The sequence below is a fragment of the Bacteroides sp. PHL 2737 genome, assembly GCF_004115325.2.
In the GTDB taxonomy this organism is placed as follows: Bacteria; Bacteroidota; Bacteroidia; order Bacteroidales; family Bacteroidaceae; genus Bacteroides; species Bacteroides hominis.
Genome location: NZ_CP040630.1, coordinates 982841 through 1003770, shown reverse-complemented (window position 1 = coordinate 1003770; position 20930 = coordinate 982841). Strand labels below are relative to the sequence as shown.

The window sequence follows — 20930 nt, the reverse complement described above, 5'->3', positions numbered from 1 at the left end:
CCTATCTTTATAAATTGTAAGAATAGCCAAATGGTATATAGACTAAAACCTGTGTTCCGGTCTGCCCATTATTCGCCAGATTTTTTATCTCGAAACATATCTTCTCTCGATTTTTATCATTCAATAGCTGAATGGTCTGATAAAGTACCTTCAACCCTGTTCCTGTCCCACGCGCAGATGACATAGTTTGTGGTGAATATCCACGCCCATTATCACAAATATCAACCAATATACCATTGCCTCTCCGGCAGACTGATATGCGGAGCGACTTTAAACCTTCGATTCCGGCCAGCCCATGTTTTAACGCATTCTCTACCGGTATCTGTATAATCATTGAGGGGATGATCACTTGTTGAATATCCAAGCCCCCTTCGATCTTTATATCCATTGAAAAATCATCTCCGAGACGTCCCTGCTCCAGACGAATATAGGTTTTCACAAATTCCAGTTCATCATAAAGAGAAACGCTAAGTTTCTCCGTAAACTCCAAACTCTTACGAAGCAGCCTGACCAGCTCCGTAAGATCATCACACAAAGCCCCGTCACCCTTAAACTGACTAATCTCACGATTCAGCACATTAAATGTAAAATGGGGTGAAATCCGGTTCCGAATATTCTCCATGCGAAGACGCCCGATCTGATTGATATGCCGTTCCTGAAGAAACATACGCTTCTTCTTCATATACCAATAAATACATCCTGCCACGACAACAGATACAATACAAACCAAAGCCCATAGATATGCTGTCAGTTTCAGTTCCTTCATCTCCCCTCTTTGTTTCTCAATCACCAACTCTCTACGCATCACAATCGTATCCTGCCGATAACGCATATCCAATTCTGCAACGCGAGTACGAACCCGTTCATTGCGAATAGAATCATTAAGTTGAAGATCGTATTTCTGATATTCATAAGCCTTTTTATAATCCCCTACCCGTTCGTAATAATGCTGAAGGTAGTGATTACGTATGTTTATCATATTGGCATCTATATGTCCATAATTGGCCGAGCGTTTGATAATTTGTCCGGCAAGAGCCACATTCCCCTTTTTAAGTGCAAGCTCAATCATTTGTGTCTCTATGTAATAGAGTGCCGATTGATTCCCGATTTCGGAGAAGAACCTATAACTTTCGTCCAGATATAGTTGCGCTGAGTCCAGTTTATTGGTTATCACATAAAGCTCACCGAGATTTGCCTTACAAAGATTCTGCTCAAAAACCATTTGCGGATAAGACTCTACCACATCCAATGCACGACTGATGTAACAGACAGCCTGGGGGTAATCTTTCTTATAATAAAAATGATTTCCCCGGTTATTCAGATAAGTCCATTTCTCAGAAACGCTCATACGGTCAAAAAAAGCCCCGGCCAACTCATAATAATGATTGGAAAGTTCAAAGTCGCGCAATTCCATGTATGTCTGTCCGAGACCATAGTAAACCGGAAACTTATTACGATCCGGTAATCCGAGGGAATCGCAAAGAAACAAGGCCCGGCGATAGTAATACGCAGCATACGTATAATCTCCTTTATGAACATTGGCATCAGCCAGATTTATGCATAAGTCCGGCAGATAGTCCGGCTCCTTTCCCTGTAACCTTTCTTTGTATGCTTTTTCATAGGAGATGATTGCAGAGTCGGGCTGAGTACGCTGCATCAGAACGTTACCCTCTATATTATAAACGGTAGAAAGCAAATCATGTACCTCCGGTGAAGGTGTAACCCTGTCGCAAAAACGCTTAATAAACTGATTATAATACAGGATTGAATCAAAATCCGCCGTAACAAAATAAGATTTGGAATAGAATGATAAAAGCCGGTAATAGGATAGGCTGTCAGAGGTGCCCGACAAGGCTTGTCGCAACAGATGACGTGAATATTGAGTATTGGTAAACAATGAATCCTGGGCGCACCGTTCCACAGAGTCCGAACTCATGCCCGGAAAAGCTAAATCAGAATGGCTTGTGTTTTGTTTACAGCCCGTTAACAGTAATAACAAACAAAAAAATACAATTGCCCGGTTTGTTTTATGCCTCATTGTTTTGATTTCACGTGTAATACCCAACAAAAATACATCCTTTTTTTAAATTCGATAACAAACGAACTACTTTTTATGCGCAATTATTCATATCTTTGTAGCCAATATAATTAGAATAGCCTCATAATGAGTCCACTGAACTTCACTCACATCCTGACACAAACAGTCGATGAGCTATCGGAAAGCGAATCATACAAAGGACTGTTTCACCAACATAAAGACGGTGAGCCATTGCCCTCGCCACGGGTATTGTGCGATGTTATCGAATTAGCGCGCTCCATTCTCTTCCCGGGATATTACGGAAACTCAACAGTCAACAGCCGCACTATCAACTACCATATCGGTGTCAATGTAGAAAAACTGTTCAATCTGCTCACAGAGCAAATTCTTGCCGGATTGTGTTTTGGCAATGGTGACCAATGCAATGAATGCACCGAGTCGAAACGTGAAGAAGCGGCTCGTCTGGCGGCTAAGTTCATCAGTAAACTCCCCCATCTGCGTCGTGTTTTGGCCACAGATGTGGAAGCAGCCTACAATGGTGACCCTGCCGCACAAAGTTTCGGTGAAGTGATCTTCTGCTATCCCGCCATTAAAGCGATCAGCAACTATCGCATCGCACACGAACTCCTGGAATTAGGAGTACCGCTAATTCCGCGTATCATTACCGAAATGGCACACAGTGAAACCGGAATCGATATACATCCGGGTGCAAGAATCGGCACACATTTCACCATTGACCACGGTACCGGTGTGGTGATCGGAGCCACAAGTATCATTGGCAATAACGTGAAACTCTATCAGGGAGTGACACTGGGTGCAAGAAGTTTCCCCCTGGATGCTGACGGCAAACCGATTAAAGGTATTCCACGCCACCCCATTCTGGAAGACAATGTGATCGTCTACTCCAACGCTACCATTCTGGGGCGGATTACCATCGGACGTGACGCCACCGTAGGCGGTAATATTTGGGTAACCGAAAACATACCGGCAGGAGCCAGAATTGTACAGACAAAAGCAAAAAAATAATATAATTAACAACATTAAAACGCCGGTCGCACGGTCCATAACCGGAGCATTAACACACTGGCATGTTATCCATTTTATGAGCGAACAATTTGAAATGATTGCCAAAACCTTTCAGGGACTGGAAGAGATACTGGCAGGGGAATTGACAACACTTGGAGCAAACGACGTACAAATAGGACGCCGTATGGTTTCTTTTACCGGTGACAAAGAGATGATGTACAAAGCAAATTTCTGCCTGCGTACTGCAATCCGTATTCTAAAACCCATCAAGCACTTCACCGCAAAAGATGCTGACGCTGTTTACGAACAGATCAAAGCCATTCGCTGGGAAGAGATCTTGGATGTAGACAAGACTTTTGCCGTTGACGCAGTAGTATTCAGCGATGAATTCCGTCATTCCAAGTTCGTCTCTTACAAAGTAAAAGATGCCATTGTCGACTATTTCCGCGAATTGAACGGAAAGCGTCCTTCTGTACGCATCAGCAAGCCGGATGTACTACTGAACATCCACATTGCACAGACCACCTGTACCCTCTCACTCGACTCTTCGGGTGAATCACTTCACCGGAGAGGTTATCGCCAGGAAGCTGTAGAAGCTCCATTGAACGAGGTTCTGGCAGCCGGGATGGTTTTAATGACAGGATGGAAAGGCGAGTGCGACCTGATTGACCCAATGTGTGGTTCGGGTACTATTCCCATCGAGGCGGCTTTAATTGCGCGTAATATTGCCCCGGGAGTGTTCCGAAAAGAATTTGCTTTTGAAAAATGGGGAGACTTCAATCAGGATCTGTTCGACCGGATATACAACGATGACAGCCAGGAACGTGAGTTCACTCATAAGATATATGGTTACGACAATAACCCGAAAGCCAATGAGATAGCAACCCATAATGTAAAGGCAGCGGGAGTATCGAAAGACATTATCCTGAAATTGCAACCATTCCAGCAATTTGAACAACCGGCTGAAAAGTCGATTATCATAACCAATCCCCCTTACGGAGAACGTATCTCGACCAACGACCTTCTGGGACTGTATAATATGATCGGCGAACGCCTCAAACATGCTTTTGTCGGAAACGATGCATGGATACTGTCTTACCGTGAAGAATGCTTCGACCAGATCGGACTGAAACCGAGTATAAAAACCCCGTTATTCAATGGTCCCCTGGAGTGTGAGTTCCGCAAATACCAGATCTTCGACGGTAAATATAAGGAATTCAAGGGTCAGGAAGGCAGTGATGAAAACAGCGAACGTGCTCCAAGAGAAAGAAGAGAATTCAAGCCACGCCGGGAAGAAGGCGGATTCAGAGGGGAAAGAAGACCGCGTGAAGAACGTAGTTCGGGATACGGAGACAGAAAACCGAGAGAATTCAAAGGGAATCGTGAGCCAAGAATCGAGAAACCTCAGGAAGACTAAGCTATTTCCCGACAGAAGCCTGTAAATGGATGAATCGGCTGCCATCCGGCTCTTCGTACCTGAGCACATCGTTCTTGCCCGGATAAGCGCTGTCATCCAGTCAAGAACGACGAACTTGGGCAGAGTACAAATCAAAGGATCTAAATAATGATAAAGCAAATCATGAAAACCAACAGTAAACAAAAGAATGCTTTATTAGTAATGCTCTTATCTTTACTAATACCAAACGTTATGGCACAAGAACCCAAAACGCCGACCTTGGAAGACCTGATCCCAGGCGGAGCCACCTACCGTTCTGCTGAGAATCTGTTCGGCCTGCAATGGTGGGGCGATGAGTGTATCAAACCGGAAATAGAGGTAGTGTTCATGATAAATCCCAAAAACGGGAAGGAAACACCACTGACCACCCGTAATATAGTAAACAAGGCGTTAGAAGCCGGCAACCACGGTAAATTGCAACACTTCCACAATGTCAGCTTCCCATGGCCGAAGAAAAGCCTGATGCTGATCAGTCTGCCGGACAAATACATCGTTTACGATTTCGACTACCGCGAGATTATCAGTACGCGCCCAGTTCCCAAAGAAGGCGTCAACAGAGATTATCAGCCCGAAACGGGGCATGTGGCCTATACCATCGGCAATAATCTTTATGTAGACGACAAAGCCGTAACCAACGAACCGCAAGGCATCGTATGCGGCCAGGCTGTCCACCGCAGAGAATTCGGAATCAAAAAAGGGACCTTCTGGAGTCCTTCGGGCAACCTGCTCGCTTTCTACCGCATGGACGAAAGCATGGTGGCCCAATATCCTTTGGTTGACATCACCGCTCCCATTGCCGAAGTCAACAACATCCGTTACCCGATGGCGGGAATGACCAGCCACCAGGTGAAAGTGGGCATCTATAACCCTGCTACCGGAAAAAGCATCTATCTCAATGCCGGAGACCCGACCGACCGCTATTTTACCAATATCAGCTGGGCACCGGATGAAAAGAGCCTCTACCTGATAGAACTGAACCGCGACCAGAATCATGCCAAGCTCTGCCAGTATAACGCAGAGACAGGCGAGCTGATGGCTACTCTTTTTGAAGAGGAAAACGACAAGTATGTAGAACCTCAGGAACCGATTATTTTCCTGCCCTGGGACAGCAGCAAGTTTATCTACCAGAGCCAGAAAGACGGCTTCAGCCACCTCTACCTATACGACACAAGCGGCAAGCAACTCCGCCAGTTGACCGAAGGCGAATGGCTGGTTAAAGAGGTGCTGGGTTTCGATGCCAAGAAGAAGGAGATTATCATAGCAAGCACGGAGTTCTCGCCCTTGCAGAGCAACCTGTTCCGCGTGGATATCAAAACCGGGGTACGTACTCCTCTGGGCAGTGGCGAAGGCGTGCACAGCGGCAAACTAAACCCTTCGGGCCGCTACCTGATTGACCAGTACAGTTCTCCAAGCGTTCCGCGCAGCATCAATATCCTTGACGTACAGAGCGGTAAAAGTGTCAACCTGCTCACGGCAGCCGATCCCTTTGCAGGCTATAAGATGCCAAGCATCGAAACCGGTACCATCAAAGCGGCAGACGGCAAAACAGACCTGTATTACCGCCTGGTCAAGCCGGCAGACTTCGATCCGAACAAGAAATATCCCGCCATCATCTATGTATACGGCGGCCCCCATGCACAAATGGTCACCAACGGTTGGCAGAATGGGGCACGCGGCTGGGACATTTACATGGCGAACAAAGGTTACATCCTGTTTACCGTGGACGGACGCGGAAGCGACAACCGCGGACTCGACTTTGAGAACGTCACTTTCCGCCAGCTGGGCATTGAAGAGGGAAGAGACCAGGTGAAAGGAGCCGAATTCCTGAAAAGCCTCCCTTACGTCGACGGAAACCGCATCGGAGTACACGGCTGGAGTTTTGGCGGACACATGACCACTGCCCTCCTCCTCCGCTATCCCGAGATCTTTAAAGTAGGTGTAGCCGGCGGTCCGGTCATCGACTGGGGATATTACGAAGTGATGTACGGCGAACGCTACATGGACACTCCGCAAAGCAACCCGAAAGGGTACAAGGAGTGCAACCTGAAAAACCTGGCGGGTAACCTGAAGGGACATCTGATGATTATCCATGACGACCACGACGATACTTGCGTGCCGCAACACACCCTTTCGTTCATGAAAGCCTGCATCGACGCCCGCACGTATCCGGACCTATTCATCTATCCGTGCCACAAGCACAATGTGTCGGGACGCGACCGTGTGCATCTGCATGAAAAGATAACCCGTTATTTCGAAGACTATTTATAAAGATATAAATCCTCAAAAAGACATGAAGATATTACTGTTAGGTTCGGGCGGCCGTGAACACGCCCTGGCATGGAAGATCGCCCAAAGCCCGAAAGTAGAAAAGCTGTTCATCGCGCCCGGCAATGCCGGAACCGCTGAAGTAGGCGAAAACGTAAACATCAAAGCAACCGATTTCGACTCTTTAGGAGCATTCGCTCTTGAAGAGAACATCGACATGATTGTAGTAGGGCCGGAAGACCCATTGGTAGAAGGTATCTACGACCGTTTCCAGAACAATCCCTGCCTGAAAGAGATTGCCGTCATCGGCCCGTCGAAGGAAGGAGCCAAGCTGGAAGGCAGCAAAGAGTTCGCCAAGGAATTCATGCAGCGCCACCACATACCGACAGCCCGCTACCGGAGCGTAACGGCCGATACACTGGACGAGGGACTGGCATTCCTCGAAACGCTCGAAGCCCCCTACGTGCTGAAAGCAGACGGACTTTGCGCCGGTAAAGGTGTACTGATCCTGCCTACCTTGGAAGAGGCTCAAAAAGAGCTGAAAGAGATGCTCGGCGGTATGTTCGGCAATGCCTCGGCAACGGTGGTCATCGAAGAGTTCCTGAGCGGCATCGAGTGCTCCGTATTTGTGCTGACGGACGGCGACCATTATAAGGTGTTGCCTGTGGCCAAAGACTACAAACGCATCGGTGAAGGAGACAAAGGGCTCAATACCGGCGGCATGGGCAGCGTGACTCCCGTCCCGTTTGCCGACGAGGTGTTTATGGAGAAGGTGCGCACCCGCATCATCGAACCGACCGTCAACGGACTGAAAGCCGAAGGCATCGTCTACAAAGGCTTCATCTTCCTGGGACTGATCAACGTAAAAGGCGAACCGATGGTGATTGAATACAACGTCCGCATGGGTGATCCCGAAACGGAAAGCGTGATGCTGCGCATACAAAGCGACCTGGTAGAATTGCTGGAAGGCGTGGCCGAAGGCAACCTCGACACCCGGTCACTCGTCATCGACCCGCGCACGGCCACTTGCGTGATAATGGTCAGCGGAGGATACCCCGAAGCCTACCGGAAAGGGTACGCCATCAGCGGACTGGAAGCAGCCCGGGCAACGGACAGCATCCTGTTCCACGCCGGAACAGCCATGAAGGACGGCCAGGTGGTGACCAGTGGCGGACGCGTGCTCGCCATCTGCTCTTACGGCAACGACAAGGCCGGGGCACTGGCACAATGCTACAAGGTGGCCGACATGATTGACTTTAAGGACAAGAACTATCGCCGCGACATCGGCTTCGATTTATAATGAGAAACCAAAGACTACAAGGCCGGATAACGGCGGGCAGATTCACACTGCCTGTCGTTATCTTTACGTGTATCGCCTGTTGGGTGCTGACCTCCTTTCTACTGCCCGGACTGGAGACGAAAGAGTCGGCCTACTCTCTATGGGATATCGTAAACATACCCGCATGGGCCAACCGCATTGTCAGCTTCCTGCTCTTTGCCGCCATCGGTTATTTCCTGATAGAGCTGAATAATACGTTTGCCATCATCCGCATGAGGGCATCCGTGCAGACATCGCTTTACTTTCTGCTCATCACGGCCTGTCCCGGCATGCACCTGCTCTATGCGGGCGACATTGCCGCCGTAGCCTTTCTCATCTCGCTTTATTTCCTGTTCAAGAGCTATCAGGACCCCCGGCCCGCCGGATACCTGTTCCACTCGTTCGCCTTTCTGAGCGCGGGCAGCATCGTGTTTCCGCAACTGACGTACTTCATCCCCATCTGGCTGTTGGGGGCATCCAACTTCCAGGCGCTCACGTTCCGCAGCTTCTGTGGGGCAATGACCGGCTGGAGCGTCCCTTACTGGTTCTTACTGGGACATGCGTTCTTCCACAACGAAATGGCGCTTTTCTATCAGCCGTTCGTCAACCTGATCAGCTTCCGGCCCATCGACTTCGGGCACGATTTCCGTTTGTGGGAAGTCGTCACGTTAGGCTATCTGTTCATCCTGTATGTGGTCAGCTCGGTGCATTGCATCGTGGCAGGATACGAGGATAAGATACGGACGCGCGCTTATCTGCATTTCCTTATTTTCCTCAACTTCTGCATCTTCCTGTTCATCGTGCTGCAACCCACCCTGAGCATGAATCTGCTTTCGCTGCTGCTGATTGGCGTCAGTATCCTGGTGGGACACCTGTTCGTACTGACCAACAGCCGGACGTCCAACCTCTTTTTCATCGGTTCGATGGTTGCCCTCATCGCCTTATTCTGCTTTAACATATGGACGCTTTTATAGAAACCGTTTCACAGATACTCATTGACTGGGGTTATCCCGGCCTGTTCATTTCGGCGCTGCTGGCCGGAAGCATCGTCCCATTCAGTTCGGAGATCGTACTGTTAGGGCTGGTGAAATTAGGGCTCGACCCTGCTCTCTGCCTCATTTCCGCTTCGTTAGGGAACACAGCCGGAGGGATGACGTGCTATTACATGGGGCGCCTGGGCAGAGTAGACTGGATTGAGAAATACTTCAAGGTCAAGAAGGAGAAGATAGACAAGATGCAGCGTTTCCTCCGGGGGAAAGGCGCCCTGATGGCTTTCTTTGCCTTCCTGCCGGCCATCGGTGAGGTGATATCGATGGCCTTAGGATTCATGCGGAGCAACGTGTGGCTGACCACCGCTTCGATGTTTGCCGGGAAACTGATACGTTACATCATCCTGCTGAAAGCGATGCAGGAAGCCCTGAACCTGGTTATGTAAAGAACTGAAAGATGGAAAGAATCATTGAATATACTGCCGACGGAAGTGCCACTCTCTTCGTTCCCGAACTGGACGAGCACTATCATTCCGTCAAAGGGGCCCTGACGGAGTCCTCGCATATCTTCATCGACATGGGGCTGAAGACTTCCGCCGCCCCCTCGCCCCGCATCCTCGAGATAGGGTTCGGAACGGGGCTGAACGCACTGCTCACACTGATCGAAGCGGAAAAGTCGGGCAGGCAGGTACACTATACAGGTATCGAGCTCTATCCCCTGCCGTGGGAAACGGTGGAGAAGCTCGGGTATACTAACGAGGAACGGCAGGCGACCGGCGACGAACAGGCTGCGCAATGGATGAAAGCTCTCCATACATCGCCCTGGGGAGAAGACGTGCGGATCACTCCACATTTCACCCTGAGGAAGATACAGGGAGACTTCACAAGCATGGAGCGTCCGTCGCCGATCGCTGATCATTCACCGTCCATCGCTGATCATTCACCGCTATTCTCCCTTATCTACTTCGACGCTTTCGCACCGGAGAAGCAGCCGGAGATGTGGACGCAAGAACTATTCGACCGCCTGTACGTTATGATGGAAAAGGACGGAATACTGACTACGTATTGCGCCAAAGGAGTGGTACGGAGGATGCTGCAGGCGGCCGGATTCACCGTGGAACGGCTTCCGGGCCCTCCGGGTGGCAAAAGGGAAATATTGAGGGCGAAGAAGATACCTCTCACCACGGAGGACACAGAGAGCATTTTCTCTTCCATATCTTAAAAGCAAGAGATTAAAACTCTGTGCCCTCTGCGTCCTCTGTGGTGAACTAAAACGATAACAAGGATAACCATTATGAAAACCAACCGAATACAACAGCCGACAGTCGCCCCCGCCTTCCCCTTCCCGGGGAGAGGAACCGGAGGTGCGGCCGTCTTCGCTTTTCTTTTTCTGCTCCTCCTTTCCGCCTGTTCCGGGCGTGGAAAGGACAGTACCGGCGAACGGATCATCACCGTCACCATGGAGCCGCAACGGTATTTCACCGAAGCCATCGCCGGAGACAAGTTTACCGTACGCAGCATGGTGCCCAAAGGCAGCAGCCCCGAAACATACGACCCCACCCCGCAGCAACTGGTGTCGCTGGGCGAGAGCGAGGCGTACCTGCGCATCGGATACATCGGCTTCGAACGTTCGTGGATGGACCGGCTGATGAACAATACGCCCCACATCCAGGTGTTCGACACTTCGAAAGGGGTAGACCTGATCTTTGAATCCGCCTTCGATCACGGCGACCACCGCCACGAGGGAGGCGTGGAGCCGCACATCTGGAACTCGGCAGCGAACGCACTGATCATAGCCGGAAACACGTTCAAGGCGCTCACCGTGCTCGACAAGGAGAACGAGGCATACTACAAAGCCCGCTACGACTCGCTCTGCCAACGCATCGAGCAGACGGACAGCCTGATCCGCCGGACGTTGTCGGCACCCGGAGCCGACCGTGCCTTCATCATCTACCACCCGGCCCTCTCTTACTTTGCACGCGACTACGGGTTACACCAGATCAGCATCGAGGAAGGGGGCAAGGAACCCTCACCCGCCCACTTGAAAGGGCTGATGGATCTCTGCCGCAAAGAAGGGGTACGGATCATCTTCGTGCAGCCGGAATTCGACCGCCGCAACGCTGAAATCATTGCCCGGCAGACCGGAACACGGGTGGTACCCATCAATCCGCTTTCGTACGACTGGGAGGAGGAGATGCTGAACGTAGCGAAGAGCCTCAGCGCAGAATAGGATTCACCACAGAGAACACAGAGGGCACAGAGTTTTAATCTCTTGCTTCTAAGATATGAAAGAGAAAATATTCTCTGTGTCCTCTGCGTCCTCTGTGGTGAACCCAGACAATAATAACTAACCCCAACCAACCTATGGATAAAGAAAGAAACAGCCACAAGCATACGGAAGGAACAGCCTCTGCCTCCCTCCTCTCCATCCGGGGCCTTTCGGCCGCCTACGACGGACGCACTGTGCTCCACGATGTCAACCTGGAAGTCTACGAGCGTGACTTTCTCGGCATCATCGGTCCCAACGGAGGGGGGAAGACCACCCTCATCAAGTGCATCCTGGGACTGCTCCGCCCCACGGGAGGAGAGATCGTCAAGCATCACGAACCGCTCACGACAGGTTATCTGCCGCAGTACAGCTCGATCGACCGCTCCTTCCCCATCTCGGTTCTGGAAGTGATCCTGTCGGGACTGAGCTCAAAGAAATCGCTGATCAGCCGCTTCAACGACCCTCAACGTGAGAAAGCCCGCCAAGTCATCCTCCGCATGGGACTCGAGGGACTGGAACACCGTGCTATCGGGCAGCTGAGCGGCGGACAACTGCAACGCGCCCTGCTGGGACGCGCCATCATCAGCGACCCGCAACTGCTCATTCTCGACGAACCGAGCACCTATATCGACAAGCGCTTCGAAGCCCGCCTCTACCAGTTGCTGGCCGAGATCAACCGCGACTGCGCCATCATCCTTGTCAGCCACGACATCGGGACGGTGCTGCAACAGGTGAAGAACATCGCCTGTGTGAACGAAACACTGGACTACCATCCGGCCGCAAGCGTCAACACCGAATGGCTGGAACGGAATTTCAACTGCCCCATCGAGCTGTTAGGACACGGCACGCTCCCCCACCGGGTGCTGGGCCCGCATTGCCATTGCCACGAGAGCGGCGAGGAGCGGTGAACGCCGCCGCCCCCTATACAAAAACTCCGCTCTGCACTACCTCACATAAAATCTGAAGTAATGCAAAACGGAGCCCTTACACAATCCTCCTTCCCCAGCCGAAGAACGGCGCCCTCCCTACATTTGGAAGAAAGCCTTCCTTGAACTGGGAAATCCTCTTTCCCCGAAATCAGGCTGTAGGATCATCTACGATACCACCATCTCCTCCTGAAGGAAGACCGATAACCAGATTACGGATCACCGTACGAGGCACTTTCAGTAGCTTATTACCGGTTGAAAACTGTGTAGTCAATCTCAGTTCATAGGTTCCGTCTTTCAAGTCGGCAGGAAGTAGCACCAATACTTCCGAGGGGTTGTTTATGGCGATCATATCCATCGGTAACTTCGTTTCTGTGCCTTTTTCGTCAATCAATACGATACCTACGGCAGAGTCTGTGCCTGCTACTTTGATATTCTTGCCCTGCAGGCGATAGTTACGTCCGGCAGTTGCACTGCCATCTGTGGCACGGGTGGCAGCGTCTTCACCACCGATGAAGTAGGCCGGGTCACCTTTGGCTCCCAGAATTTTCACATTGGTCCGTGCGATAGCTTCACGTAAATCCTTATCCTGATTGAAGGAAACATAGATAGAATTTCTCTCGGGATTCCATATCCCACCGTCTATCACGCCGCGAAACTGTGGGACGGCACGAAAAAGCCCCGTATTGACAGAGTATCCGTTCAGTACCAATTCTGATACTGTGCGCTGAAAAAGATCGACGGCATGCTTTAAAGTCTCTGCCCGCAAGCCGGTATCTTCTTTCTTCATTTCATCCAGTACATCGGTTAGTGTCAGGTTTCCGGCGCTTTCCAATACCAGGATTTTGTCTTCTTTGTTGTCGGTGGTCACGGTATTGTCCGCAAGCCAGCCTTTGAGTTCGGTTTTCATGATCATTACGATTTTAATAATTTATAAATCTATTATTTTACACAGCGGACACTAAATCCGTCTCCTTTAGTACTTGAATTAACTTCCGCTTTATTATTCTCAAAATTAAGTGAATATGCAATACTACTACTATTGTTAGTACTGGTCCAATAACGTGCGTATCCACTTTCTGTAGCGGTAGTGCCACTTCCCCCACTCCAAGTTCGCGCACCTGCCAAGGGTAAAAATAAACCTTTGGAATTATTCATAAACCACATTCCCTTATTACCTCCGCTAGTTACAGCAGCTTTATCCGTACATCTGGATAGCGATAAGCATTCATTCCTTGATGGAGTACGCCAGCCCGTTCCGTAATCACTTTTAAGTCTTGTACATGGGTCTATATTATTTCCACTATAATCTTTATACCATGGATAATAATATCCGTATTCTGAATAAGTTCCCCACACATAATTAGCAGATCCTGTGCTTTTCAGATTCCCATCTGCCCAGGTCAGTTTGGCTAAATTTGTTTTATCAGTTGCAGAACAACCATTTGCAGTTAAATTGATACTTCCGGAAGGTACATTAATTCCGATGGCTTTCTTAAATTGTATTTTCATCGTATAGCTTTTTCCCTCTTTCAGTTGTACGCTCCCGGTGGAGGTGATTTCCGTATTGTTGGGCACGGTCCGTCCGCTTATTGTCAGCGTATTGAAATGCACTGTAATGGTCCTGGCCCCTGCAAACGGAACCATGCGTATGGTTGTACTCAGGGTCGTGTTCGGACTGAATGCCGCGGTATTATTCGTGTTGGCGGCTACCACATTGGTCGAAGGACCGATCTTCCACGATGTGGAATTTCCCCCTTGCTTTACGTATACACCCGTGCAATTGCTGATCGTATTGCTTGGAAACCCGGTAGGACTGATGGTAATCGTCAATTTACATAGCTTCTGGCCGAAGCTCACCGGAAGAAGATTGTGGCTGAGGCTGTTTACATTCGCTATATCTCCGGAATCGAAGGTCATGAAGTCCTTGCTCATGTTAGGGATAGACACTGTACTGCTGTTGTAGGCATACGTGGAAGGTATAGTTCCCAAGTCGGCAGCGGCAGTGGTATTAAAGGAGTAGCCCACCACGCGTATCGTTCCCGAGCGTGTCAGCAATTTCCCCTGTTTGAGTACAGGAGTGCCCGTACCATTTGAGGTGTAATCGGCGGCCGACTGGAAGACATAGTTATTTCCGGACTTCCGGAAAACAATCAGCCGGAAATAAACTCCCGCAGGCACTGTTGCACGGGTATTTGCACAGGGTAGAGTATCTTCCGTCAGTTCCATCGAGGCTATCCGGGGACCTTCATAGTCCGGTTGCTCTCCCGTGCGTGTAGGGGAGAAAGCTTTTACCCCCACCCATTCGGCGATCAGGGGAGAGTGGTTACGGGGCGAAGCGTCATTAAAAGAAGATGAATGATAGTTGTTGTCACCCGTCAGGCTGATATGGATGGGGATTAATTCGTCGGCAGTATCCCCGCTGTCAGCAGACAGGGGAGTCATTCTGTCATCTTCCGCACATCCTGCTATCGAAAGGCAAAAACACAGCCATAAGGCTTTACCGAGACACTCTCGCATAATAAAAGTTCTATTCATATACTAAGATATTAAAGTGAATAATCGTATCAAAGACGCATTGCGGACCTATACATCCTCGTATAAGTCCGGAAAGGCTGTTTGATACCACTTTTATTATGCGTAAGTTTGTGTATTACAATCAGATATAACGGTCTTGGATACACAATGGTGTTTCAAAAAACGTACGTTTTTTGAAACACCATTGTTACTCTCCGCACTAAATGCAAGGAGGATAGATAAATGACTGATAATTAAAACGATGTAGAAAGATTTGCACAGATGAAAAAAGCAACCTATCTTTGTTGCATCAGACGTACGTCTTTTGAAACACCATTTGAAAAACTAAATCTGTATTTTATAAGTCTAATTTCCAGTTTATCTCCACTACATTACAGAACTTATCTATAGCACGAAACAAACTGGCACTAGTCAAATATTCATTCAATGTCAGATTCTTTGCTATAGACAAAACGCTTTCTGTCCATAGCAAAGAATCTTGTTTCTCATTTCGTTCAACATGTATGGAGGTGCCAAGTTATCAGCACTTTTATAATCTCGTTATCATGCCTTTTATAATTGCATGTGACACAACATTGTCCTCATGCTAACCTTTGAATCAAGTTTGTTTAATAGGTTAGTTCAAAAGTGAATATTATTGTTTGGTGCCTTTTACACAACGGACAAAATAACCATTAGTTAGGAGAGACCACCAAGCACCAGTATTACTGACCACTACAGTTGTTGTTGTAAATTCCATAACATAACAATTACTTCCACTGCTCCCTAGTGTTGAAGTCACGTAACACCCATGATCTGTATATCCCGCTCCACCTGTACCCGCTCCACTTTCCTGTCGCATTCCTCCAGCTTTTAAAAATAACCCCAGACTTTTATTCATAAACCACATACCTCCATTAGTATAAACTTTATCTGTACATCGTGCCAGTTTTTCCAGTTCATTTTTAGTTGGTGTTCGCCAGCTTGTGCCATAATATGCAGTATTCAATTTAGAACACGGATCTCCGGTACTGCCATCATAAAGTTTATTGAAGGCATAGTAATATCCGGTTTCTGTCTGCGAAGGTGCCCACACGTAATTGGCGTTTCCCATACTTTTTAAATTTCCCGTGCCCCATCTCAGCTTTGCCAAATCATTCTTATCATTTGTGGTACATCCGTTTTGTGTCAGGTTAATGTTACTTGCCGCCAATTGTACTCCCAATTCAAACTTTAGCGTAATGGTATAACTCTTTCCTGGTAGCAACTGTACATTCTGGCTCGAGGTGATATTCCGGTTATCCGCGTTAAAGTAATTACTAAGTTTCAACGTACCGATATGTACCGTGATTGCCCGTGAACCCGAAAAAGGAACTAACCGCACAGTGGCAGTAGAATTATTGCCAATATTGAATGTAGGTGTATTTCCGGTATTGGCACTTACATTATTTGTAGAGGGACCTATCGTCCAGGCGGACGCATTACCGCCCTGAGAAACATATACGCCCGTACAGTTGGTAAACGTGTTGCTTACAAACTGCGACAAGGAGAGTTTAACCGTCAGCTTGCAGAGTTTTTGCGTGAAAATAACCGACAGGTTGTGGTTGATTGTACTCACATTCGCTATGTCCCCCGAGTCATAAACCATAAAGTCATTACTCATATTCGGGATAGTGACGGAAGTACCGTTATAGGCATAGGATGAAGGGATTGTTCCCATCGCTGTCGTACTATTGAACGAGTATCCGATCACACGGACAGTTCCCGCTCTGGTGAGTAACTTTCCTTGCCTGAGTGTGGGAGCGGAAGCCCCGTTCGTCGTAAAATCCGCTGCCGACTGGAACACGTAATTGCCACCCTCATTACGGAAAACGATCAACCGGAAATAAATGCCGTTGCCCAATGTAGCGGCACGGGTAGTGACTTGCGGCTCTTCGCGGAGTGTCATCCGGACCACTGAAGGACCCTCGTAAGGTACGGCAGCAGGTATGGCCCTGCTGGCGGGTGATTCCTTAACCGGTACCCATTCGTCTACAAGCGTTCTTCCCCCGGTTGTGGCGGGAGTATCAACATGACTTTCCATATAGCTGCCATCCTCAACCCGGCTGACCGTAATAGGGATCACATCCCCTCCGTCCGGTTCGGGACTGTCGGGGTTCACAACATTGTCTCCACACGATGTTATCATTAAAAAAGCCGCGCACACACAGCATGTGCTTAACGCACGAAAGCCTACATACAGAAGTTTTGCCTTTGTATTCATAATTCAAATGTTTAAAAGTGAATAAAATAGATCGTACTCAGCATGGCCTTCCCATTAAGAATGGACAGGCCGGCTATAGCAGGCTGTGAATACAGCTTTTATTTTGCGGTAAGTTTGTGTAAGTTAGATAGATAGAACGGCTCTTGTGTTTCAAAAGACGTTCGTTTTTTGAAACACGGTCTTTGCTCTGTGCGCTGAATACAAAAAGAAGAGATAAATGACTGATAATTAAAATGATGTAAAAAGATTTGCACAGATGAAAAAAGCGGCTTATCTTTGTTGCATCAGACGAACGTCTTTTGAAACTTCTGTTTTGATTCTCCCATATGATAATTCTTCATCTTCAATTATTCTTATTCTTAAATTTAAGAACAACCGTTACCGTTTCTTAATTCTCCCCTCCAAACTCCTAAAACTCTACACTTTCTACGGCTATCTTCACGTAAATCATTATCTTTGCGCCCGTCTATCATGTTAACAAATAACTAACTATAGTCTGAATGAAACAGTACAAAACCGTAAACAACCTCGTGGGTTGGATCACCTTCCTGATCGCCGCTACCGTCTATTGCATGACGATAGAGCCCACAGCCAGTTTCTGGGACTGCCCGGAATTTATCACTACCGCCTATAAACTGGAAGTAGGACACCCCCCCGGAGCACCCTTCTTCATGCTCACGGCCAACCTTTTCACGCAATTCGTCAACGACCCGGCACTGGTAGCCAAAATGGTCAACTACATGAGTGCGCTGATGAGCGGCGCCTGCATCCTGTTCCTCTTCTGGAGCATCACGCACCTGGTCCGCAAACTCGTCATCACGGACGAGAACGCCATCACACGCGGACAACTGATCACCGTCATGGGTTCCGGACTGGTAGGCGCACTGGCCTATACATTCAGCGACACATTCTGGTTCTCGGCCGTCGAAGGAGAAGTATACGCCTACTCCTCGATGTTCACCGCCATCGTATTCTGGCTGATACTGAAGTGGGAAGACGTTGCCGACCAACCGCACAGCGACCGCTGGATCATCCTCATCGCTTATCTCACAGGCCTCAGCATCGGTGTGCACCTGCTCAACCTGCTCTGCCTGCCGGCCATCGTACTGGTATACTACTACAAGAAAGTGCCGGGCGCCAACGCTAAAGGCTCCCTGCTGGCACTCGCCGGATCGATGGTACTGGTGGCAGCGGTGCTCTACGGCATCGTACCCGGCGTCGTAAAAGTGGGCGGCTGGTTCGAACTGCTGTTCGTCAACTCCCTCGGAATGCCGTTCAACACCGGCGTGATCGTCTACATCGCCCTGCTGGCAGCCGCCATCATCTGGGGCATCTACGAAAGCTACAACGAGAAGAGCCGCACCCGCATGAACCTCTCCTTCCTGCTGACCATCGCCATGCTCGGCATCCCGTTCTACGGACACGGAGCAGGCGCCGTCATCATCGGCATCCTCGTACTGGGCGCACTGGCCCTCTACCTCTTCTACGCATCGAAGCTCAACGCCAAGATACGCATGTCCGCCCGCACCATGAACACGGCGCTGCTCTGCACCATGATGATCATGGTAGGATACTCCTCGTATGCCCTCATCGTGATCCGCTCGGTAGCCAACACGCCGATGGACCAGAACTCACCGGAAGACATCTTCACGCTGGGCGAATACTTAGGACGCGAGCAATACGGCACACGCCCGTTGTTCTACGGCCCGGCCTACTCCTCGAAAGTAGCACTCGACGTGGAAGACGGCTATTGTGTTCCCCGCCAGAAAAGTGCGGACACCAAATACGTCCGGAAAGAGAAAACCTCACCGGACGAGAAAGACTCGTACGTCGAACTTCCGGGACGCGTGGAATATGAATACGCGCAGAACATGCTCTTCCCCCGCATGTACAGTTCGGCACACGCCGCTTATTATAAATCCTGGCAAAACATCACCGGATATGACGTCCCCTACGACCAATGCGGAGAGATGCTGATGGTAAACATGCCCACACAGTGGGACAATATCAGGTTCTTCTTCTCCTACCAGCTCAACTTCATGTACTGGCGCTACTTCATGTGGAACTTTGCCGGAAGACAAAACGACATCCAGAGCAGTGGCGAAATAGAGCACGGCAACTGGATCACCGGCATCCCGTTCATCGACAACCTCATGTACGGCGACCAAAGCCTCCTGCCACAGGAACTGAAGGACAACAAGGGACACAACGTCTTCTACTGCCTCCCGCTTCTGCTGGGAGTCATCGGACTCTTCTGGCAGGCATGGCGCGGACAGAAAGGCATCCAGCAATTCTGGGTGGTATTCTTCCTGTTCTTCATGACCGGTATAGCCATCGTGCTCTACCTCAACCAGACACCGGGACAACCCCGCGAACGTGACTACGCTTACGCAGGCTCCTTCTACGCCTTCGCCATCTGGATCGGCATGGGTGTAGCGGGCATCGTCCACCTCCTGCGCAGATACATGAAAGAAGTTCCCGCAGCAGCCCTTACGTCGGCAGTCTGCCTGCTCGTACCCATACAGATGGCCAGCCAGACATGGGACGACCACGACCGCAGCGGACGCTACGTGGCACGCGACTTCGGACAGAACTACCTGATGTCACTTCAGGAAAGCGGCAACCCCATCATCTATACCAACGGCGACAACGACACCTTCCCGCTGTGGTACAACCAAGAGACAGAAGGTTTCCGCACCGACGCACGCACCTGTAACCTGAGCTACCTGCAGACCGACTGGTACATCGACCAGATGAAACGCCCGGCTTATGACTCCCCCGCACTGCCCATCACCTGGAACAGAACCGAATACGTGGAGGGACAGAACGAATACGTACCCATCCGCCCGGACTTCAAGAAGCAGATAGACAAAGCCTACAAAGCCGCCGAAGAAGAAGTCCTGAACGGCAAGAACCCGGAAGCCCTGAACAACATCCGGGCACAATTCGGAGACAATCCTTACGAACTGAAGAATATCCTGAAATACTGGGTACGCACCAAAGACGGACAAGCGGTGATACCGACCGACAGCATCGTTGTCAAGATCGACAAAGAAGCCGTACGCCGCTCGGGTATGATGATCCCAGCAGCGTTGGGCGACTCCATCCCCGACTATATGCACATCTCGCTCAAAGACGAAAAGGGCAACCCCAAACGCGCCCTCTACAAGAGCGAGCTGATGATGCTCGAGATGCTGGCCAACGCCAACTGGGAACGCCCCATCTACATGGCCATCACCGTAGGCACGGACAACCAACTGAATATGCGCGGGCATTTCATCCAGGAAGGCCTCACGTACCGCTTCACCCCGTTCGATACGGAAGCACTCGAAGCAACCATCGACAGCGAGAAGATGTACGACAACCTGATGAACAAATTCAAGTTCGGAGGCATCGACAAGCCGGGCATCTACATCGACGAGAACACAATGCGCATGTGCTACACCCATCGCCGCATCTTCGCCCAACTCATCACACAGCTGATGAAAGAAGGCAAGAAAGACAAGGCGCTGGCCGCATTGGAATATGCCGAAAAGATGATTCCCGCCTTCAACGTACCCTACGACTTCCAGAACGGGGCACTCGAGATGGCAGAAGCCTACTACCAGTTGGGAGATACCGCGAAAGCCGATCAGATCATCGACGAACTGGCAAACAAGTCTGTGGAATACCTCACCTGGTATCTCAGCCTGGACGACAATCATCTGTTGATGTCGCAGCGTGAATTCATCATGCACCTCAGCGCACTGGATATGGAAGCCAAAATGATGGAGAAATACAAGTCGAAACTGGCCGGCAACTATACTCCGAAAGTGAACGAACTATATAACATTTACGTAGGACGCATGAAAGTCCATCAGTAA

General features: G+C 49.6%; 14 protein-coding genes. 10 read left to right on the top strand and 4 right to left on the bottom strand.

Going from position 1 to position 20930, the window contains the following annotated elements:
- Positions 1-7: 7 nt before the first annotated feature.
- Positions 8-2038 (bottom strand): histidine kinase, encoded by a 2031-nt coding sequence (locus tag DBK98_RS04140; protein WP_032536510.1) that lies wholly within the window; start codon positions 2036-2038, stop codon positions 8-10.
- 126 nt (positions 2039-2164) lie between these two features.
- Between DBK98_RS04140 and DBK98_RS04135 the strand changes: the two genes are divergently transcribed.
- The 9 genes from DBK98_RS04135 (at position 2165) to DBK98_RS04095 (ending at position 12269) form a co-directional block, all read left to right on the top strand.
- Positions 2165-3064: a serine O-acetyltransferase gene (locus DBK98_RS04135; protein ID WP_005779645.1), complete on the top strand. Its 900-nt coding sequence runs from the start codon at positions 2165-2167 to the stop codon at positions 3062-3064.
- A gap of 76 nt (positions 3065-3140) precedes the next feature.
- Complete coding sequence (locus tag DBK98_RS04130; RefSeq protein WP_005779647.1) at positions 3141-4481, top strand: class I SAM-dependent RNA methyltransferase; 1341 nt, start codon at positions 3141-3143, stop codon at positions 4479-4481.
- Positions 4482-4643: 162 nt separating this feature from the next.
- Positions 4644-6788 carry a S9 family peptidase gene (locus DBK98_RS04125; protein WP_032536511.1) on the top strand — a complete coding sequence of 715 codons (2145 nt, stop codon included), beginning with the start codon at positions 4644-4646 and terminating at the stop codon, positions 6786-6788.
- Positions 6789-6810: 22 nt separating this feature from the next.
- Positions 6811-8085: a phosphoribosylamine--glycine ligase gene (gene purD / locus DBK98_RS04120; protein ID WP_032536495.1), complete on the top strand. Its 1275-nt coding sequence runs from the start codon at positions 6811-6813 to the stop codon at positions 8083-8085.
- Positions 8085-9077, top strand: a complete 993-nt coding sequence (locus DBK98_RS04115) for a hypothetical protein (RefSeq protein WP_005822576.1) — start codon at positions 8085-8087, stop codon at positions 9075-9077. Before purD ends, DBK98_RS04115 begins: the two co-directional genes overlap by 1 nt.
- Positions 9062-9538, top strand: coding sequence for a YqaA family protein (locus DBK98_RS04110; RefSeq protein ID WP_005779653.1), 477 nt, complete (start codon positions 9062-9064; stop codon positions 9536-9538). The genes DBK98_RS04115 and DBK98_RS04110 overlap by 16 nt, the downstream gene beginning before the upstream one ends.
- Positions 9539-9549: 11 nt before the next feature.
- Positions 9550-10314 carry a tRNA (5-methylaminomethyl-2-thiouridine)(34)-methyltransferase MnmD gene (mnmD, locus tag DBK98_RS04105; RefSeq protein WP_032536496.1) on the top strand — a complete coding sequence of 255 codons (765 nt, stop codon included), beginning with the start codon at positions 9550-9552 and terminating at the stop codon, positions 10312-10314.
- 72 nt (positions 10315-10386) lie between these two features.
- Positions 10387-11322 (top strand): metal ABC transporter solute-binding protein, Zn/Mn family, encoded by a 936-nt coding sequence (locus DBK98_RS04100; RefSeq protein WP_005812367.1) that lies wholly within the window; start codon positions 10387-10389, stop codon positions 11320-11322.
- A 134-nt stretch (positions 11323-11456) separates the two neighbouring features.
- Positions 11457-12269, top strand: a complete 813-nt coding sequence (locus tag DBK98_RS04095; RefSeq protein WP_032536497.1) for a metal ABC transporter ATP-binding protein — start codon at positions 11457-11459, stop codon at positions 12267-12269.
- A 169-nt stretch (positions 12270-12438) separates the two neighbouring features.
- Here DBK98_RS04095 and DBK98_RS04090 read toward each other — a convergent pair whose 3' ends face one another.
- The 3 genes from DBK98_RS04090 to DBK98_RS04080 all read right to left on the bottom strand — a co-directional run bounded on the left by DBK98_RS04090 (position 12439) and on the right by DBK98_RS04080 (position 17067).
- Complete coding sequence (locus tag DBK98_RS04090) at positions 12439-13197, bottom strand: DNA-binding domain-containing protein (RefSeq protein WP_032530773.1); 759 nt, start codon at positions 13195-13197, stop codon at positions 12439-12441.
- Between the two features lie 32 nt (positions 13198-13229).
- Positions 13230-14825 carry an FISUMP domain-containing protein gene (locus tag DBK98_RS04085; protein WP_032536498.1) on the bottom strand — a complete coding sequence of 532 codons (1596 nt, stop codon included), beginning with the start codon at positions 14823-14825 and terminating at the stop codon, positions 13230-13232.
- 634 nt (positions 14826-15459) lie between these two features.
- A complete protein-coding gene (locus tag DBK98_RS04080; RefSeq protein WP_032536499.1) occupies positions 15460-17067 on the bottom strand; it encodes a fimbrillin family protein in 1608 nt (535 codons plus the stop codon).
- A gap of 500 nt (positions 17068-17567) precedes the next feature.
- Here DBK98_RS04080 and DBK98_RS04075 point away from each other — a divergent pair, with 500 nt between their 5' ends.
- Entirely contained in the window at positions 17568-20930 is a 3363-nt protein-coding gene (locus DBK98_RS04075; RefSeq protein WP_032535597.1) for a protein O-mannosyl-transferase family, read from the top strand.

What these genes read in the sequence shown, in the direction of transcription:
- DBK98_RS04100 (WP_005812367.1), top strand. Translation starts at nt 10,387, where the DNA reads ATGAAAACCAACCGAATACAACAGCCGACAGTCGCCCCCGCCTTCCCC.
- purD (WP_032536495.1), top strand. Translation starts at nt 6,811, where the DNA reads ATGAAGATATTACTGTTAGGTTCGGGCGGCCGTGAACACGCCCTGGCA.
- DBK98_RS04130 (WP_005779647.1), top strand. Translation starts at nt 3,141, where the DNA reads ATGAGCGAACAATTTGAAATGATTGCCAAAACCTTTCAGGGACTGGAA.
- mnmD (WP_032536496.1), top strand. Translation starts at nt 9,550, where the DNA reads ATGGAAAGAATCATTGAATATACTGCCGACGGAAGTGCCACTCTCTTC.
- DBK98_RS04110 (WP_005779653.1), top strand. Translation starts at nt 9,062, where the DNA reads ATGGACGCTTTTATAGAAACCGTTTCACAGATACTCATTGACTGGGGT.
- DBK98_RS04135 (WP_005779645.1), top strand. Translation starts at nt 2,165, where the DNA reads ATGAGTCCACTGAACTTCACTCACATCCTGACACAAACAGTCGATGAG.
- DBK98_RS04080 (WP_032536499.1), bottom strand. Translation starts at nt 17,067, where the DNA reads ATGAATACAAAGGCAAAACTTCTGTATGTAGGCTTTCGTGCGTTAAGC.
- DBK98_RS04095 (WP_032536497.1), top strand. Translation starts at nt 11,457, where the DNA reads ATGGATAAAGAAAGAAACAGCCACAAGCATACGGAAGGAACAGCCTCT.
- DBK98_RS04085 (WP_032536498.1), bottom strand. Translation starts at nt 14,825, where the DNA reads ATGAATAGAACTTTTATTATGCGAGAGTGTCTCGGTAAAGCCTTATGG.
- DBK98_RS04140 (WP_032536510.1), bottom strand. Translation starts at nt 2,038, where the DNA reads ATGAGGCATAAAACAAACCGGGCAATTGTATTTTTTTGTTTGTTATTA.
- DBK98_RS04125 (WP_032536511.1), top strand. Translation starts at nt 4,644, where the DNA reads ATGAAAACCAACAGTAAACAAAAGAATGCTTTATTAGTAATGCTCTTA.
- DBK98_RS04115 (WP_005822576.1), top strand. Translation starts at nt 8,085, where the DNA reads ATGAGAAACCAAAGACTACAAGGCCGGATAACGGCGGGCAGATTCACA.
- DBK98_RS04090 (WP_032530773.1), bottom strand. Translation starts at nt 13,197, where the DNA reads ATGAAAACCGAACTCAAAGGCTGGCTTGCGGACAATACCGTGACCACC.
- DBK98_RS04075 (WP_032535597.1), top strand. Translation starts at nt 17,568, where the DNA reads ATGAAACAGTACAAAACCGTAAACAACCTCGTGGGTTGGATCACCTTC.